13 protein-coding genes are annotated in these 16,682 nt (G+C 69.5%); 9 read left to right on the forward strand and 4 right to left on the reverse strand.

Features of this window, described 5'->3' with window-relative positions:
- The first annotated feature begins 151 nt into the window (after window positions 1–151).
- Complete coding sequence (locus ABZS64_RS07015) at window positions 152–3,037, forward strand: vitamin B12-dependent ribonucleotide reductase (RefSeq protein WP_355824234.1); 2,886 nt, start codon at window positions 152–154, stop codon at window positions 3,035–3,037.
- Between the two features lie 111 nt (window positions 3,038–3,148).
- Here the strand turns inward: ABZS64_RS07015 and ABZS64_RS07020 are convergent, their stop codons facing one another.
- Complete coding sequence (locus ABZS64_RS07020) at window positions 3,149–3,670, reverse strand: TerD family protein (RefSeq protein WP_355824236.1); 522 nt, start codon at window positions 3,668–3,670, stop codon at window positions 3,149–3,151.
- Between the two features lie 165 nt (window positions 3,671–3,835).
- Here ABZS64_RS07020 and ABZS64_RS07025 point away from each other — a divergent pair, with 165 nt between their 5' ends.
- From ABZS64_RS07025 to ABZS64_RS07040, 4 genes are all read left to right on the forward strand, one after another.
- On the forward strand, window positions 3,836–4,441 hold the full coding sequence (locus tag ABZS64_RS07025; RefSeq protein WP_355824238.1) for a YdbC family protein: 606 nt from the start codon (window positions 3,836–3,838) through the stop codon (window positions 4,439–4,441).
- A gap of 162 nt (window positions 4,442–4,603) precedes the next feature.
- Window positions 4,604–5,263 carry a histidine phosphatase family protein gene (locus ABZS64_RS07030; protein WP_355824241.1) on the forward strand — a complete coding sequence of 220 codons (660 nt, stop codon included), beginning with the start codon at window positions 4,604–4,606 and terminating at the stop codon, window positions 5,261–5,263.
- Between the two features lie 12 nt (window positions 5,264–5,275).
- Window positions 5,276–6,184 carry an ADP-ribosylglycohydrolase family protein gene (locus ABZS64_RS07035; RefSeq protein WP_355824244.1) on the forward strand — a complete coding sequence of 303 codons (909 nt, stop codon included), beginning with the start codon at window positions 5,276–5,278 and terminating at the stop codon, window positions 6,182–6,184.
- Window positions 6,185–6,430: 246 nt separating this feature from the next.
- Window positions 6,431–8,134 carry a DUF4173 domain-containing protein gene (locus ABZS64_RS07040; protein WP_355824247.1) on the forward strand — a complete coding sequence of 568 codons (1,704 nt, stop codon included), beginning with the start codon at window positions 6,431–6,433 and terminating at the stop codon, window positions 8,132–8,134.
- Between the two features lie 127 nt (window positions 8,135–8,261).
- On the opposite strand, the gene ABZS64_RS07045 is transcribed toward ABZS64_RS07040, so the two are convergent.
- Window positions 8,262–9,818, reverse strand: coding sequence for an MFS transporter (locus ABZS64_RS07045; protein WP_355824249.1), 1,557 nt, complete (start codon window positions 9,816–9,818; stop codon window positions 8,262–8,264).
- A 119-nt stretch (window positions 9,819–9,937) separates the two neighbouring features.
- On the opposite strand from ABZS64_RS07045, the gene ABZS64_RS07050 reads away from it, so the two are divergent.
- The 3 genes from ABZS64_RS07050 to ABZS64_RS07060 all read left to right on the forward strand — a co-directional run bounded on the left by ABZS64_RS07050 (window position 9,938) and on the right by ABZS64_RS07060 (window position 12,059).
- Window positions 9,938–10,564, forward strand: a complete 627-nt coding sequence (locus ABZS64_RS07050) for a TetR/AcrR family transcriptional regulator (protein WP_355824251.1) — start codon at window positions 9,938–9,940, stop codon at window positions 10,562–10,564.
- A 96-nt stretch (window positions 10,565–10,660) separates the two neighbouring features.
- Window positions 10,661–11,362 carry a ribonuclease HII gene (locus ABZS64_RS07055; RefSeq protein ID WP_355824252.1) on the forward strand — a complete coding sequence of 234 codons (702 nt, stop codon included), beginning with the start codon at window positions 10,661–10,663 and terminating at the stop codon, window positions 11,360–11,362.
- Between the two features lie 82 nt (window positions 11,363–11,444).
- Window positions 11,445–12,059 carry a hypothetical protein gene (locus ABZS64_RS07060; protein WP_355824255.1) on the forward strand — a complete coding sequence of 205 codons (615 nt, stop codon included), beginning with the start codon at window positions 11,445–11,447 and terminating at the stop codon, window positions 12,057–12,059.
- 109 nt (window positions 12,060–12,168) lie between these two features.
- On the opposite strand, the gene ABZS64_RS07065 is transcribed toward ABZS64_RS07060, so the two are convergent.
- Together ABZS64_RS07065 and ABZS64_RS07070 are read right to left on the reverse strand one after the other, a co-directional pair.
- Complete coding sequence (locus tag ABZS64_RS07065; protein WP_355824258.1) at window positions 12,169–12,798, reverse strand: hypothetical protein; 630 nt, start codon at window positions 12,796–12,798, stop codon at window positions 12,169–12,171.
- Between the two features lie 227 nt (window positions 12,799–13,025).
- Complete coding sequence (locus tag ABZS64_RS07070; RefSeq protein ID WP_355824261.1) at window positions 13,026–15,206, reverse strand: RecQ family ATP-dependent DNA helicase; 2,181 nt, start codon at window positions 15,204–15,206, stop codon at window positions 13,026–13,028.
- A 110-nt stretch (window positions 15,207–15,316) separates the two neighbouring features.
- On the opposite strand from ABZS64_RS07070, the gene ABZS64_RS07075 reads away from it, so the two are divergent.
- Entirely contained in the window at window positions 15,317–16,663 is a 1,347-nt protein-coding gene (locus ABZS64_RS07075) for a DUF4192 domain-containing protein (RefSeq protein WP_355824263.1), read from the forward strand.
- Window positions 16,664–16,682: the final 19 nt, after the last annotated feature.

A 16,682-nucleotide genomic window follows, 5' to 3' on the forward strand; every position in this document is an offset into this window, starting at 1 on the left:
CCCGCCCCATCGGCCCGCCGATCGCCAGCAGGGCGGCAAAAGACCTGTCACGGGCGGCGCTGCGAGCGGCGCCCGGGGCATCAGACACAGAACTGTGCCACGGGAAGATCTGGGCACTTCAGGGCGTTTTTGCCCATGTATGGGAGGCGGCATGACAGAGACGACGAGCGGCCCGGCACGGGGGTCCCGCGCCAAGGGATCCAAGGCGAGCAAGGGTCTGCGTATCGAGCGAATCCACACCACCCCCGGCGTGCATCCGTACGACGAGGTGGTCTGGGAGCGCCGTGACGTCGTCATGACCAACTGGCGCGACGGCTCGGTCAACTTCGAGCAGCGTGGCGTCGAGTTCCCCGACTTCTGGTCGGTGAACGCGGTCAACATCGTCACCAGCAAGTACTTCCGCGGGGCCGTCGGCACCCCGCAGCGCGAGACCGGTCTCAAGCAGCTGATCGACCGGATCGTGAAGACGTACCGGAAGGCCGGCGAGGACTACAACTACTTTGCCTCGCCCGCCGACGCCGAGATCTTCGAGCACGAGCTGGCGTACGCCCTCCTGCACCAGATCTTCAGCTTCAACTCGCCGGTGTGGTTCAACGTCGGCACGCCCCAGCCGCAGCAGGTCTCCGCCTGCTTCATCCTGGCCGTCGACGACTCCATGGAGTCGATCCTCGACTGGTACAAGGAAGAGGGCATGATCTTCAAGGGCGGCTCCGGCGCCGGCCTGAACCTCTCCCGGATCCGTTCCTCCAAGGAACTGCTCTCCTCCGGCGGCAACGCCTCGGGTCCCGTCTCCTTCATGCGCGGCGCCGACGCGTCCGCAGGAACGATCAAGTCGGGCGGTGCCACGCGCCGCGCGGCCAAGATGGTCATCCTCGACGTCGACCACCCCGACATCGAGAACTTCATCGAGACCAAGGTCAAGGAAGAAGAGAAGATCCGCGCCCTGCGTGACGCGGGCTTCGACATGGACCTGGGCGGCGACGACATCACGTCCGTCCAGTACCAGAACGCCAACAACTCGGTCCGTGTGAACGACGAGTTCATGAAGGCCGTCGAGTCCGGCGGCAAGTTCGGGCTGCGCGCCCGGATGACCGGCGACGTCATCGAGGAGGTCGACGCCAAGTCGCTCTTCCGCAAGATGGCCGAGGCGGCCTGGGCCTGCGCCGACCCCGGCATCCAGTACGACGACACCATCAACCACTGGCACACCTGCCCCGAGTCCGGCCGGATCAACGGCTCGAACCCGTGCAGCGAGTACATGCACCTGGACAACACCTCGTGCAACCTGGCCTCGCTGAACCTCATGAAGTTCCTGAAGGACGACGGCAAGGGCCACCAGTCCTTCGACGTCGAGCGCTTCGCCAAGGTCGTCGAGCTGGTCATCACCGCGATGGACATCTCCATCTGCTTCGCGGACTTCCCGACGCAGAAGATCGGCGAGAACACCCGCGCCTTCCGTCAGCTGGGCATCGGCTACGCCAACCTCGGCGCCCTGCTGATGGCGACGGGCCACGCGTACGACTCGGTCGGCGGCCGCGCGCTCGCCGGCTCCATCACCTCGCTGATGACGGGTACCTCGTACAAGCGCTCCGCCGAGCTCGCCGCGGTCGTCGGTCCGTACGAGGGCTACGCCCGCAACGCCGCGCCGCACAAGCGCGTCATGAAGCAGCACGCCGACGCCAACGCGGTGGCCGTCCGCATGGACGACCTGGACACGCCGATCTGGGCCGCCGCCACGGAGGCCTGGCAGGACGTGATCCGCCTCGGCGAGAAGAACGGTTTCCGTAACTCCCAGGCGTCCGTCATCGCCCCGACCGGCACCATCGGTCTCGCGATGTCCTGCGACACCACCGGTCTTGAGCCCGACCTCGCCCTGGTCAAGTTCAAGAAGCTGGTCGGCGGCGGCTCGATGCAGATCGTCAACGGCACGGTTCCGCAGGCGCTGCGCCGTCTCGGCTACCAGCCGGAGCAGATCGAGGCGGTCGTCGCCCACATCGCCGAGAACGGCAATGTGATCGACGCCCCCGGCCTGAAGACCGAGCACTACGAGGTCTTCGACTGCGCCATGGGTGAGCGTTCCATCTCCGCGATGGGTCACGTCCGCATGATGGCGGCCATCCAGCCGTGGATCTCGGGCGCGCTCTCCAAGACGGTCAACATGCCGGAGTCGGCGACCGTCGAAGAGGTCGAGGAGATCTACTTCGAGGCGTGGAAGATGGGCGTCAAGGCGCTCGCGATCTACCGCGACAACTGCAAGGTCGGCCAGCCCCTCTCCGCCAAGACCAAGGAGAAGGCGAAGGCCGTGGTCACCGCGAAGGCCGAGGAGACGATCCGGGCCGCGGTCGAGAAGGTCGTCGAGTACCGTCCCGTCCGCAAGCGCCTCCCCAAGGGCCGTCCCGGCATCACCACCTCCTTCACGGTGGGCGGCGCCGAGGGCTACATGACCGCCAACTCATACCCGGACGACGGTCTCGGCGAGGTCTTCCTGAAGATGTCGAAGCAGGGCTCGACTCTCGCGGGCATGATGGACGCATTCTCGATCGCCGTCTCGGTCGGTCTGCAGTACGGCGTGCCGCTGGAGACGTACGTCTCGAAGTTCACCAACATGCGCTTCGAGCCGGCCGGTATGACGGACGACCCGGACGTGCGGATGGCGCAGTCGATCGTCGACTACATCTTCCGCCGCCTGGCGCTGGACTTCCTGCCCTTCGAGACGCGCTCCGCGCTCGGCATCCACTCGGCCGAGGAGCGCCAGCGTCACCTGGAGACCGGTTCGTACGAGCCGTCCGACGAGGACATGGACGTCGAGGGTCTGGCCCAGTCGGCGCCGCGCCAGCAGGAGCCGCTGAAGGCGGTCGCGGCCCCCAAGGTGGAGGTCCCGGCTCCGAAGCAGGCGCACACCTCTGCGGAGCTCGTCGAGATGCAGCTGGGCATCAGCGCGGACGCGCCGCTGTGCTTCTCCTGCGGGACGAAGATGCAGCGAGCGGGCTCCTGCTACATCTGCGAGGGCTGCGGCTCGACCAGCGGCTGCAGCTGATTCCGGGCACCCTTCGGGGGTGAACTGCCTGGTCGGGGAGGGGAGTCGGGGTTTCCCGGCTCCCCTCCCCGACTTCACGCCCCGGGGTTGCGCCCGTTGTGCCCCCGCTGATCAGCTGCCCATCAGGGTTACGAAGGACTGCGGGTCTGCGTCGAATCCGCGGACCGTTTCGTGGAACTGCCACTCGCCCGCATCGCCCCGAATGAATTCGCCGACCACGGCAGCGGTGGATCCCGAGACGGCGGCGAAGTCGTTCTGGCCCAGCTCGGTGTGTCCTTCGAGAATGCGGACAAGGGTGTTCGCTATGTCGGCGAACACCCGGCGTCCTTCCCGCTGCTGGATGACCACGCCCACGACGACGCGCCCGTACGTGGCAGCGAGCCGCTCGAATTCCAGCGTCATGACCTCGTCGGAGCCGAAGCCCTGACCGGTCTTGCTGTCTCGGGTCAGGATGATCGTGCCGTCCGGCGACCGGCTGTCGAAGTGCACCACGTACGCCGGTTCACCGTGCGGGGCGTCCGCCTGGTACGTCGCGGCGACGATGTCGAGATCATGCGGCGGCTCACCCAGGGGGCTCGGATCCCACCGGAGGGTCACCTCCGCCTTCCGGACCCCCTTGTTGAGACTGCTCACCAGATTCCCCTTCCCCGTAACTGCCAGGAGATTTGCGTCGGTTGACCATGCTGCCACGCCGGCGGTGCACATTGGGCGGGTGCGCAGGGTGGCCGGAAGAGCTGGTACGGGTGGACTCCACCAGGAGAGTGACCGGGGCCACGTTCCGCGCCGTACGATGGCGCGGTGCTGGTCAAGTGGATTCGCTGCACCGTCGTGGACCGTCGTGGGTTCGAGCGGGGGCAGCGAAAGTGGGCGGGGCTGCTGGGTGAGCCGGGATTCCGGGGACAGGGCGGCGGGTGGAGCAAAGGGCGGCCGCATGTCGCGCATGTCTTCGCCTTCTGGGAGAGCCGCGCCTTCTACGACTCGTTCATGGCGCGCTCCCATGACCGGCTGGCGTCCGGGCAGACAGGAACGTACAAGGACATACAGGTCAAGCTCTTCGATCACCGCTTCGACGTGAAGACGGGGTTCGAGCCGCGTTTCACCGACGCCGACGTGGTACGGGTCGCACACTGCCGGGTGCGCGAGGACCGGGTCGAGCACTACGCGCTGATGCAGGAGAAGGTGTGGAATCCGGCCATGGCCGGATCGCCGGGGATGGTGCGCGGTCTGTTCGGGGAGGCGCCGGGGAGCGAGTTCCTGGTGATGTCGATGTGGCAGTCGGCGGCCGAGCACGGGAAGTACCGCAGGGAGCGGGTGGAGCGGCTGCTGCTGCGCGCGCAAACCGAGGCGGATGTCTCGGCGCTGGCCGGTGATGTGGTGCAGCTCGAATCGTCTTGGACGGTCTGAAGCCGACCGCGGCACATTCCCTGCCCGCCCTGCCCCGCCCTCAGCGCCCTTCACCGTCCTGATACGCCGGACGGAGCCGTCATACGCCGGACGGAGCCGTCATACGCCGGACGGAGCCGTCCCGACTGCTCGGCCGAGTCCGGGGCGATCTACTGTCATGACATGGCACGACCGCGACGCATCGTTCTCGTTCGGCACGGCGAGTCGGAGGGGAACGCCGATGACACTGTGTACGAGCGCGAGCCCGACCATGCGCTGCGGCTGACCCCGACCGGCTGGGCCCAGGCGGAGGAGACGGGCGCACGGCTGCGTGAGCTGTTCGGACGCGAGCGCGTCAGTGTCTACGTCTCTCCCTATCGCCGTACCCACGAGACCTTCCGCGCCTTTGCCCTCGACCCGGGACTGGTGCGGGTCAGGGAGGAGCCGCGGCTGCGCGAGCAGGACTGGGGGAACTGGCAGGACAGGGAGGACGTACGCCTGCAGAAGGCGTACCGCGACGCCTACGGCCACTTCTTCTACCGCTTCGCCCAGGGGGAGTCGGGAGCGGATGTCTACGACCGGGTCGGTGCCTTCCTGGAGAGCCTGTACCGGAGCTTCGAGTCGCCGGACCATCCGCCGAACGTGCTCCTCGTGACGCACGGACTGACCATGCGGCTGTTCTGCATGCGCTGGTTCCACTGGTCGGTCGCGGATTTCGAGTCGCTCTCCAACCCGGACAACGCCGAGACGCGGATACTGCAGCTCGGCGAGGACGGCCGCTACACCCTTGACCGGCCGTTCGAGCGGTGGCGCACCCCCGAGCCCTACGGGGTCACCGGATAGAGTGGCAGGAAGATGACCGCTGATTCCTCTCGCGACCGGCGCTTCGAACGCGCCCTGGACAGCCTGCGCGGACTGTCTGTGGGAGACGCCCTGGGCTCCCAGTTCTTCGTTCCCTCGAACTATCCCTTGCTGAAGCGGCGCGCCCTGCCGCCGGGCACCTGGCAGTGGACCGACGACACCGAGATGGCCTGCTCGGTGCTGTCCGTGCTCGCGGCCCATGACCGGGTGGACCAGGACGCACTCGCTCGGTCCTTTGCCGAACACCATGACTTCGACCGCGGTTATGGCCCTGCAGTCAACCGTATGCTCCGGCTGATCAGAGAGGGCAGCGACTGGCGTGAACTCGCCGCCGCGCTCTTCAAGGGCCAGGGATCGTGGGGCAACGGCTCCGCGATGCGTATCGCGCCGCTCGGTGCCTGGTACGCCGACGATCCGGAGCAGGCCACCCACCAGGCCGAGATCTCCTCGTACACCACGCACCAGCACCGCGAGGCCGTGGTCGGGGCGATGGCCGTAGCGGCCGCAGCCGCGCTGGCGGCGGATCCGGCCGGGCCGCCGGGGCCCGAGGACCTGCTCGACGGCGTCGTCGCGCTCGTACCGCGCAGCGCGGTGGGGGCAGGTCTGCGCCGGGCGCGGGACATGCTCGACTACAGCGACGCGGGGACCGTCGCCGCGGTCCTCGGCAGCGGGCGGCGCACCAGTGCGCATGACACCGTGCCGTTCGCGCTGTGGTCCGCGGCCCGCTCGCTCGGTGACTTCGAGCGGACGTTCTGGACGACGGCCCAGGTGGGCGGCGATGTGGACACCACCTGTGCCATCGCCTGCGGAGTGGTCGCTGCAGGCAAGTCGGGACAGCCGCCGGCTGCCTGGCTGGAGCAGACCGAGGACCTGCCGGACTGGGTGTCCCAACAGGCCTCCTGAGCTTCGGGACTGGGTACCCGACCGGCGCGCTGAGCCGCCGTGGCCGGGCCTGCGACCTCGTTCGGAGCGATCCGGCGGTCACGGTCCGGCATCGGCGCCGCCCCCGGGGCGTGCTTCCCTCGCGCCGCAGCTAGCCTGTCCGTCACTCACCGCCGCGCTGATCATCGCGGGCGGGAGCTCAGACGAGACACCGGTCGTACGCTCCGCCTTGCGGCACGCGCGCGTTGCCGGTCGGGAGGGGGTCCCGTGTCAGACGTACGTTCCACCGAGCCGTCGGATTCCGAGCCGGGTTCCGGCAAGGAGGCGGGGATTCCGGAGCTGCCCCGGGCTCGTGTTCCTGAGCCGCCTCGGGCGCCGGAGGATCTGTGGAAGCCGCCGCCACCGCATCAGGGCCAGGCCGGTGAACCTGCCGCCCGGCGCGTACGCGTACGCCCCGCCTCGCGCGCCATGGCGCCCGTCGCCACCCTCTGGGCGGCCCTGGCCACCGCCCTGCTGAGCGCACTTCTGCTCGGCGAAGGACTGGGCCTGAATCTGCTGATCGTGGCTGGGTCCGCCGCACTTTCCGCGTACTTCGCCGCCCGCGCGGCAGGTCGCCGGCTCCGCCCGTGGACGCTTGTCTGGGCGGTAGGCGGGCTGGCACTGCTGGCCATACCGGCGCTGCGGGATGCGGGCTGGCCGACGTTCCTCGCCGTCGTCGGCGCACTGTCCGCCGGATCGCTCGCGCTGCACGGCGGTCGCACTTGGCCGGGCGTACTCCTCGGCTCGCTGGGGCTGCTGGACTCGATCGGGTCGGGCATGGCCTGGGGATGGCGGGGCGTGCGCGAGCGGGCGGGTTCCTCGCGCGGCCGCTGGGGTCCTGTGGTCCGTACGACGGCGGTGGCTGCCGTGCTGCTGATCGTGTTCGGCGCGCTCTTCGCGGGCGCCGACGCCGCCTTTGCCGATCTGATCGGCGGCCTGATCCCGGACTTCTCGTTGGCCGAGGGCCCCTGGCGCTTCTTCCTCTGCGGGCTCGGCCTGGTCGGCGCGCTCGCCGCCGCGCACACCGCGGCCGCTCCGCTGCGCTGGGACCGGCTCGCGATACGCCCCGGCCGGGCCCGCGCCCGCTGGGAGTGGGCGCTGCCGCTGATCGTGCTCGATCTGCTGTTCGCCGCCTTCATCGCGGTCCAGCTCGCTGTTCTCTTCGGCGGCTACGACAAGGTGTTGCGGGAGACCGGACTGACGCACGCGGAGTACGCGCGCCAGGGCTTCTGGCAATTGCTCTGGGCGACCCTGCTCACGCTGCTGGTGATCGCGCTGGCGCTGCGCTGGGCCCCGCGCGCCGTTGCCGGCGACCGCTCCATCGTCCGGGGCGTTCTCGGCGTCCTGTGCCTGCTCACACTGGTCGTGGTGGCCTCGGCGCTGCGCCGGATGGATCTGTACGTCGACGCCTACGGGCTCACGCGACTGCGAGTTTCGGTGGCGGCGATGGAGCTGTGGCTCGGCCTGGTGATCGTTCTGATCATGGCGGCCGGGGCTTTCGGAGTGAAGTGGCTGCCGCGTGCCGTCGCCGCGAGCGCCGCTGCCGCGGTCCTCGTATTCGGCCTGCTCTCCCCGGACGGGATGGTGGCCGAGCGGAACGTACAGCGCTACGAGCGCACCGGGAAGATCGACGTGAGCTACTTCCAGATGCTGTCCGCCGACGCCGTGCCGGCCGTCGACCGGCTGCCGGAGCCGCTGCGCTCCTGCGCGCTGGACGGCATCGCGGAGAACCTGAGGGACGTGGACAAGCCCTGGTATGCGACCAGTTGGGGCGAGTGGCGGGCACGGAAGATCCTGGCGGAACGGAATGCCGACACCCATAGGTACGCGTGCTCCGAGTATGAGACGCCAGAGCAGCGCAATCAGTACGACGAAAACGAAGAATTCGATCAGGACGGCGAGATCGGGCCGTACGACTACGACAACCAGTGACATGAACCAGCCGCGACGACTGCGCGGCAGCTCGTGTCACGGCTGAGGTGAGGTACGGCCCGTACCCCCATGCGGGTACGGGCCGTACCTCCACGCGCGGCCCGTACCCCTGCTCTGCGCGGCGGCACTATGCCGCGTGGCCGCCGCCCGCGCCCGCCGCCCCGCTGAGCGCTTCCAGGTCGCTCTTGCGTACCCGTATGACGAACACCGCGGCGAGCACGGCGAGTCCGACCAGCCCGACCCCTGCCCAGAACGCCGTCGAGATGCCCTCTGCGAGCACCTGGTGCCCCCACGGTGGAGGCAGCTCGTGCGTCTTGGCGAAGATTTCCTTCTGGGCCGGTGTCGCATCAGTCAGGAAGTGCGGCATCTGACGTTCCGCCTCTTCACGGCTGGCGGTGCTGAAGAGGGTCATGAGAATCGACAGCCCCAGGGAACCTCCCACCATCTGTGTGGCGTTGAGCAGACTGGAGGCCGCACCCGATTCGTGCTGAGCGACACCCGAGACCGCCGTGAGCGTCGCCGTCACGAAGACCAGGCCCATACCGAAGCCGAAGAGCAGCATCGGCCCCAGTACCCCGCCCAGATACGAACTGCCCGGGTCGAGCGCCGTCAGCCATGCCATGCCGCTCCCGGTGAACACCGCGCCCGCGAACAGGAACGGCTTGGGGCCGAGTACCGGCAGCAGCTTGGAGGAGATGCCTGCGGCGGTCACGATCATCACAGTGACCGGCAGGAACGCCAGCCCGGAATTGATCGGGCTGTAGTCCAGCACGTTCTGCACGAACAGGACGATGAAGAAGAACATGCCGAACATCGCCGCGGCGAGGCTCATCATGATCAGATACGTTCCCGAACGGTTGCGGTCGGCGAACATTCGCAGTGGCGTGATCGGTTCCTTCGCCCGCCGCTCGATCAGTACGAACGCCGTGAGCAGCACGACGGCAACCCCGAAGGCGGCGAGGGTCAGCCTGTCGGACCAACCGTCCTCGGCGGCCCGGATGAAGCCGTAGACCAGGGACGCCATGCCCACGGTCGAGGTGAGCGCGCCCGTGATGTCGAAGCGGCCGGAGTGCCGCTCGGACTCATTGATGAATACCGGCGCGAGGACGGCGATCAGGATGCCGATCGGCAGGTTCACATAGAACACCCAGCGCCAGTTCAGCCACTCGGTGAGCATGCCACCGGCGAGCAGGCCGATGGCCGCGCCGCTGGCCGAGACCGCCGCGAAAATGCCGAACGCGCGGTTGCGCTCGGGGCCTTCGCGGAATGTCGTGGTGATGAGCGCGAGCGCCGTGGGTGACGCGATGGCGCCGCCGACACCCTGGAGCGCGCGGGCCGCGAGCATCTGCCAGGGCTCCTGCGCCACGCCGCACAGCAGTGAGGCGAAGGTGAAGAGCAGCACGCCGAAGACGAACACCCGCCGTCGGCCGAGAATGTCGCCCGCCCGGCCTCCGAGCAGCAGCAGACCGCCGAAGGTGAGGGTGTAGGCATTGACCACCCAGGAGAGCTGGGTGGTGGTGAACTCGAGTGTCCCTTGGATGTGCGGGAGCGCGATATTCACAATCGTCGTGTCGAGGACCACCATGAGCTGCAGGGCGGCGATGACGGCGAGAGCGATTCCGGGGCGCCCCTGTCTGCGGGCTGCTCCCGGCTGGGCTGGAGCAGTTAACTGAGAGGTTGTCACTATGGTCCCCCACAAGTGAGTTAGTGAACGAAGCCGTTCACTGTCTCGTCAACCGTAGAGAATCCCCTTCAGTGAACGCAAGCGTTCACTGAACTCCTGTCCCCAACGGAGAGATGAAGATGGGCAATTCGCGCTGGACCGGCGCCACCGAGACACCCCCGGTCTCGCTGCGCCGCCGAGGACCCGTGCTGGAACGCGCGATCCTCGAGGCCGCTCTGGAGCAGCTGAGTACGGTCGGCTGGAGCGGGCTCACCATGGAAGGCGTCGCCGCAGGCGCCCAGACGGGCAAGGCCGCCGTCTACCGGCGCTGGCCGTCGAAGGAGGACCTCGTCGCGGACGCCCTGCAGGCAGGACTGCCGACGCTGGACGAGGCCGCCGACCACGGCAGCATCCGCGAGGACCTCTTCCAGCTCTGTCGGCGCGTACGCGACGCGATGTACTCCAGGTCCGGCTTCGCCCTGCGTTCGGTGCTTCACGAGTGCGACAGCTCCACGGCCGAACGCTTCCACGGAGTGATCGTGCGCCAGGTCGTCGAGCCGTCCAACCAGCTCTTCCGGGAGGTGGTGCACCGTGGGGTCACGCGGGGGGACGTTCGTCCCGATGCCACCGGCGACCTGGTCTTCGACGTGATCCCGGGCCTGATGATGTACCGCTCGAAGGTGTGCGGCAGCGAATGGCCCGACGAGGACATCTCCGAGATGATCGATCAGGTGATGGTGCCGCTTCTGCGCCCTCGTAACGGCTGAACACCCCGGCGGAACCGGTGAACGCGGTCACGCCGAGCCGGTGAGTGCAATCCGGTTGTCGTGGGTGGGGTCCGGCGGCGTACCCTTGCTGGCGCCATGCCGTACGAACCACCCACCCACACAGTCGAGCGCTCGATCAGAGCCACCACCGGCGCCAAGATCGTCGCTGGTGTCGACGAGGTCGGACGCGGTGCGTGGGCCGGTCCGGTCACGGTGTGCGCGGCGATCACCGGACTGCGCCGGCCTCCCGCCGGTCTCACCGATTCCAAGCTGATCAGCCCGAAGCGCCGTACGGAACTTGCTGGGCTGCTGGAGCAGTGGGTCACGGCGCACGCCCTGGGACATGCCTCGCCGGAGGAGATCGACGAACTGGGGATGACCGCGGCGCTGCGGCTCGCCGCCGTCCGCGCGCTGGACGCTCTTCCGGTCCGGCCGGACGCGGTCATCCTCGACGGCAAGCACAACTACCTCGGGTCCCCCTGGCAGGTCCGTACGGTCATCAAGGGGGACCAGTCCTGTGTGGCGGTCGCCGCCGCCTCGGTGATCGCCAAGGTGCGCAGGGACGCGATGATGGCCGAACTGCGGAGTGAGTTCGCCGATTTCGGCTTCGACGCCAACGCGGGCTATCCCTCGCCCGTGCACAAGGCAGCCCTTGAGGTGCTGGGGCCCACGCCCTACCACCGGCTTTCGTGGGCCTATCTCGACTCGCTGCCCCAGTGGCGGCACCTCAAGAAGGTCCGCCTCTCCGCGGAGGCGGCCGCACTGGAAAGCGGGGGCCAGCTCGGCTTCGAATTCTGAACCCGCCCCCGCGTCAGGGGAGTCGCACCCATGTGCCCACCCGCCGGTGCCTTCCGCTCCGGCATTTGATAGACATCCACCCATGCCTCTCATCCCCGAGGAGCCTCAGATTCACGAGAGTGCCCAGGGTCCCCGCGCTACTCCGGCCGCAGGCCGCACCGCGCCGACCCCCCGTCCCGTACCCGGTCCGCGTTCCGCGGCCTCGCCGCGTCCCGGACACCCGGGCCCCGGTCCGGCCAGGCCCGCTCCGCCGCGTACACACACCTCTGCCGGGCAGCCCCAGGCCGCCCGGCCGTCCAAGACCTCAGTGCCTCAGATCCAGCTGATCCCCGCCCCGGCCGACGGCGCGCTCGATGCCGCCGACGAGGCGGTCGATCTGCTGCTCGACTCCGGTCGTGCCCCGGGCGACGTCCTGGTGCTCACCACCGGTGAACAGCACCCGTGGGCCGCGCACGAGCTGTCCTTCGGCGAGGCCGCCTACTGGGCCCAGCACGACGCCCGTGACGACGTCTTCTACGCGGACGTCGCTGCGGTGGGCCGGGCCTCGGCCCGTCCCGTGGTGGTCGTCGCGGTCAACGGAGGCGCCTGCGACGACGCCGCCCGCGCACTGCCCGCGGCCCTGGCGAAGGCGACAGCGCTGCTGATCGTGTGCGGTGACCCCAAGCGGATCAACACCGTGCTGGGCACGGGTGTCTGACCCGTACGGTCTCCACGGACCGCGGGGTTCTCACGTCGTGATCCGGCTGCCCACGAGCTGGGCAGCCGGAAAGTGACACCCGTCGGCTCTCTGACGCCTGCGGGGTATTTCAGCGGGCTGCCGTGCGCCGCAGTGCTTCGGCCGCGCCGCCGGCAGTCCGCAGCGGCAGCGGTTCGGCGTCGGCCACCGTGTCGGCGAGATCGCCCGGCGACGACAGGGAGTTGGGCCGTCTGCCGCCCCGCCCCTCACCGAGCACCTGCCAGCCTCCGCGCGTCAGTGTGATGTACGCCCCGCAGCGCAGCCCATGCAGGGTGCAGGCGTCCCGCAGCCCCCACATCCACGCCCCGTCCTCCTCCGTCCATCGCTCGTCGCCCTCGCGGCAGTAGAGCAGCACGGCGGTGCGTACGGGCGTGCGCCGACGCAGATCGTGCGGGATGACCCTGCGCAGATGGACCAGCAGTACGTTGCGGAACTCCCAGCCGTCCACGGGGGCGGAGCGCCGGGCGAACGACGCACTGGCAGCGAGCCGTTCCTCGTGGTCGAGCACGGCGACAACCGCGGTGGCGGGTGCCGGCCGGTGCCGGGTGTGCAGTCCGCTGACCACCTCGCGGGGGCTGCGCAGCAGGGGTATCCCTGCCGCCGCCCACTCGGCAGGTTCGAGCATCCTGGCGAGGCGGCTGGCGGAACTCGCCGACGTGCTGATCGAAGTGGCTGCGGACGGAGCGAATCCGAAGGTCACGTTCCTCCCTTCGCATACGCGCCCACAGTGCGGGCAGGGACGGGTGCGGGCGCACCGCGGCACGGCCCTTCAGGGCCGCGAACGGGCCCGCGGGGAGCGCTCCAATTCTTGCTGGCGCGTGGTCATGCGGCAACGAGCAATTTGGCGTCACCGGCGGGAATCGGCGGGTATGAGGCTCATATCCCTGCCCTAACCCTGCCCATCCGCAACCCCGCTGACCCCTGGCGTCACGCCTGAACGGCAAGGACCAGCGGAAACACCCCCTTCGCCCCGGACCTGCGCAGCAGCCGCGCTGTTACGGCGAGGGTCCAGCCACTGTCCGAAAGATCGTCGATCAGGAGGACAGGACCGTCTGCTGCGGCCAGCGCCTCGGCCAACCGGGGCGGTACGGCGAACGCCTCGTGCAGTCCGCGCACCCGCTGGGCGCTGTTGGTGCGCGAGATCCGTGCCTCCATCGCTTCCGGCGCGTACTCCACCGTGCCCAGCAGGGGCATCCGGCCGACCTCGGCGATCCGGGCGCCGAGAGATCCCACCAGCTGAGGCTTGCTGTGCGAGGCGACGGTGACCACACCCACCGGCCGCGGCGGTGCGTCCGATGCACCGGACGCCCATCCACCGGGGCCCTTGGCCCAGTCGGCGAGCACGGTCACGACGGCCTGCACCACATCGTCCGGAACCGGTCCGTCCGGCGCCTGCGCCGCGAGCATCGGCCGGAGCCGGTTGCCCCAGCCGATGTCGGAGAGCCGCCCCAGCGCCCGGCCCGTGAAGGACTGCTCCCCTTCGGGGATACGGCCCTTGAGGCTGATGCCCACCGCCGCAAGGCCGGTCGGCCACATCTTGCGGGGCTCCACGTCCGCACCGGGCCTGCCCAGCTCCCCGCGCGCGGTGTCCAGGGCCGCGTCGGAGACCTTGTCACTGAAGCGGGCCCCCGAGCAGTTGTCGCAGCGCCCGCACGGCGCCGCTTCCTCGTCGTCCAGCTGCCGCCGCAGGAACTCCATACGGCAGTCCGTCGACCGTGCGTAGTCGCGCATCGCCTGCTGCTCGGACTCGCGCTGCCGGGCGACCCACGCATACCGCTCGGCGTCGTACGACCAAGGCTGGCCCGTGGTCGTCCAGCCACCCTTCACCCGGCGCACCGCACCGTCCACGTCGAGGACCTTGAGCATGGTCTCAAGTCGCGTACGCCGCAGCTCGACCAGTGGCTCCAGCGCGGGCAGGGACAGCGGCCTGCCCGCATCGGCAAGCACGCCGAGGGTGCGTCGCACCAGCTCCTCGGGCGGGAAGGCCACCGAGGCGAAGTACTGCCAGATCGCCTCGTCCTCCCGACCCGGCAGCAGCAGCACCTCCGCGTGCTTCACTCCACGCCCCGCGCGGCCCACCTGCTGGTAATAGGCGATGGGCGAGGAGGGCGAGCCCAGATGCACGACGAATCCGAGATCGGGTTTGTCGAAGCCCATGCCCAGGGCGGACGTGGCGACCAGTGCCTTGACGCGGTTGGCCAGCAGATCCTCCTCGGCCTGCTGACGGTCGGCGTTCTCCGTGCGGCCGGTGTACGAGGCCACCGTGTGGCCGCACTGCCGCAGATACGCGGTGACCTCCTCGGCCGCGGCGACCGTGAGCGTGTAGATGATCCCCGAGCCCGGCAGCTCGCCGAGGTGATCGGCCAGCCAGGCCAGCCGGGTGGCGGCATCGGGGAGCTGGAGCACGCTGAGGCTGAGGCTCTCGCGGTCCAGCGCGCCGCGCAGCACAAGGGCGTCGGTGCCCGCCCCGGTGCCCAGCTGCTCGGCGACGTCCGCGGTCACGCGGGCATTGGCGGTGGCGGTGGTGGCGAGCACCGGGACACCCGCCGGCAGATCCGCCAGCATGGTCCGCAGCCGTCGGTAGTCCGGCCGGAAATCATGGCCCCAGTCGGAGATGCAGTGCGCCTCGTCCACCACCAGGAGCCCTGTCGCGGCTGCCAGCCTGGGAAGCACCTGATCACGGAAGTCGGGGTTGTTGAGCCGCTCCGGACTGACCAGCAGCACATCCACCTCGCCTGCGGCCACCTCGTCCTGGACCGTGTCCCACTCCTCGGTATTGGAGGAGTTGATGGTCCGGGCGCGGATTCCGGCCCGCGCCGCCGCCTCCACCTGGTTACGCATGAGCGCGAGCAGGGGGGAGACGATCACGGTCGGGCCGCTGCCGCGCTCGCGCAGCAGCGAGGTCGCAACGAAGTACACCGCGGACTTGCCCCAGCCGGTCCGCTGCACGACCAGCGCCCTGCGCTTGTCGGCGACGAGCGCCTCGATCGCCCGCCACTGGTCCTCGCGCAGCCGGGCAGTGCCCGTGGTGTCCGAGACGAGGCGGGCGAGTACGGAATCGGCCGAGGCCCTGAGGTCCGCGGAATCAGCGAGGTCTGCGTTGGTCATGCCCCCATGCAACCCGATAGCACCGACAAAGCGCGAACGAGGCCGCCAGCCTGTGGATAACGTTATCCACAGGGGTCGCGGAGCCGGGGCCGCCACGAGACCGTCGTGCCATGAACAAGCACCACGAACCCACCGGTCCCGCCGACGAGCAGCAGATCACCCTGCGCGGACCCGCCGAACTGGCCGATGCTCTCCCGTACATGATGGGCTTCCATCCGAACGATTCGATCGTGCTCGTCGCAGTGCACGGCAACCGCGGCCGCTTCGGCGGGCGGCTGCGGCTCGGCATTCCGAGCTCGCCCCGCGAGTGGTCGCCCGTGGCCGAGCAGCTCGCGGAATGTCTGATCGAGGGCAGCGAACGCCGCGGCTCCCGCCCCGACGGCATCGTCGTCTTTCTCTGCCAGGACCCTGCCGAAGGTGAGACGAGCCGCCGGGTGATGGAGCGGCTGCGCCCGCTCGCGCAAAGACTGAGGACCGCGTGCGGCACCCTCGAGGTGCCGGTCTACGAGGCTCTCTGCATCTCCGACGGCCGTTTCTGGTCCTACTGCTGCCCGGATGCCCGCTGCTGTCCGCCCGAAGGCAGTGCCCTGGCGCTGCCCGGCACCTCGGTGATGGCCGCGGCCGCCGCCTATGCGGGGGTCCAAGTGCGTGGATCCCTGAGGGAGATGGAGGGGCGCGTCGCTCCCATGACCGCTCCGTCGGCGGCCGACCAGGAGAAGGCACTGGACAAGGCGGGCGCTGCGCTGATGTCCAGGATCCTGGACACAGAGGGGCGTGAGCAGGTCGCCACGGAGACCCTCTCGCTCGCCCGCCGGCTGATGAAGTGCATCGCGGAAACACCCCGATCCGGGGGCTGGGCCGAGACAGATGTTGCGGACGACCGGCTCATCACTCACGAGGAAGCCGCCGCCCTGATCCTCGGCCTCCAGGACCGGGACACCCGGGACCGGGCCGCGGAGTGGATGGAGGGCCCTGACGCAGGTCCGGCGCAGCGGCTCTGGCGGGCGCTCGCTCGACGCTGTGTCGGGCCCTACTGCGAGCACGCCGCCGCACCGCTGACCCTCGCAGGCTGGGTGGCCTGGTCAACGGGCGACGAACCCGGAGCGCGGGTCGCCCTTGGACGTGCCCTGCGAGTCGACCCGGACTACGTCTTCGCCCGCCTGCTGCACCGGGCATGCAACGAGGGCCTGGATCCGGAGACGCTTCGCAGCTGTCTGCGTGCGGCGCGCAGCTCACGGGAGCCGTCCGACGGCTCCGACGGCTCCGACGGCACCGGTGGCTCCGACCCGGGCGGGCGCGGCGAAGGTCCGTACCGCCCGCGGCCGCAGAAGGTTCGGCCGCCCCGGGGCAGGAAGGGCCTGCCGCCCGCCGGAACACACCCTGCGAAGTCGGCGTCGGCCGACCGGGTCCGGGGGAGTCGGCGCAGCGGGGAGCGCGGGACAAGGAGCGGGAGATGACGGCCGTGACCTGGGCGCC

The sequence above is a fragment of the Streptomyces sp. NPDC005408 genome (assembly GCF_040606445.1).
Taxonomy (GTDB): domain Bacteria; phylum Actinomycetota; class Actinomycetes; order Streptomycetales; family Streptomycetaceae; genus Streptomyces.

Excerpts from the sequence above, each read along its gene's own strand:
- ABZS64_RS07015 (WP_355824234.1), top strand. The coding sequence starts at position 152 with ATGACAGAGACGACGAGCGGCCCGGCACGGGGGTCCCGCGCCAAGGGA.
- ABZS64_RS07060 (WP_355824255.1), top strand. The coding sequence starts at position 11,445 with ATGCCTCTCATCCCCGAGGAGCCTCAGATTCACGAGAGTGCCCAGGGT.
- ABZS64_RS07070 (WP_355824261.1), bottom strand. The coding sequence starts at position 15,206 with ATGACCAACGCAGACCTCGCTGATTCCGCGGACCTCAGGGCCTCGGCC.
- ABZS64_RS07030 (WP_355824241.1), top strand. The coding sequence starts at position 4,604 with ATGGCACGACCGCGACGCATCGTTCTCGTTCGGCACGGCGAGTCGGAG.
- ABZS64_RS07050 (WP_355824251.1), top strand. The coding sequence starts at position 9,938 with ATGGGCAATTCGCGCTGGACCGGCGCCACCGAGACACCCCCGGTCTCG.
- ABZS64_RS07075 (WP_355824263.1), top strand. The coding sequence starts at position 15,317 with ATGAACAAGCACCACGAACCCACCGGTCCCGCCGACGAGCAGCAGATC.
- ABZS64_RS07035 (WP_355824244.1), top strand. The coding sequence starts at position 5,276 with ATGACCGCTGATTCCTCTCGCGACCGGCGCTTCGAACGCGCCCTGGAC.
- ABZS64_RS07055 (WP_355824252.1), top strand. The coding sequence starts at position 10,661 with ATGCCGTACGAACCACCCACCCACACAGTCGAGCGCTCGATCAGAGCC.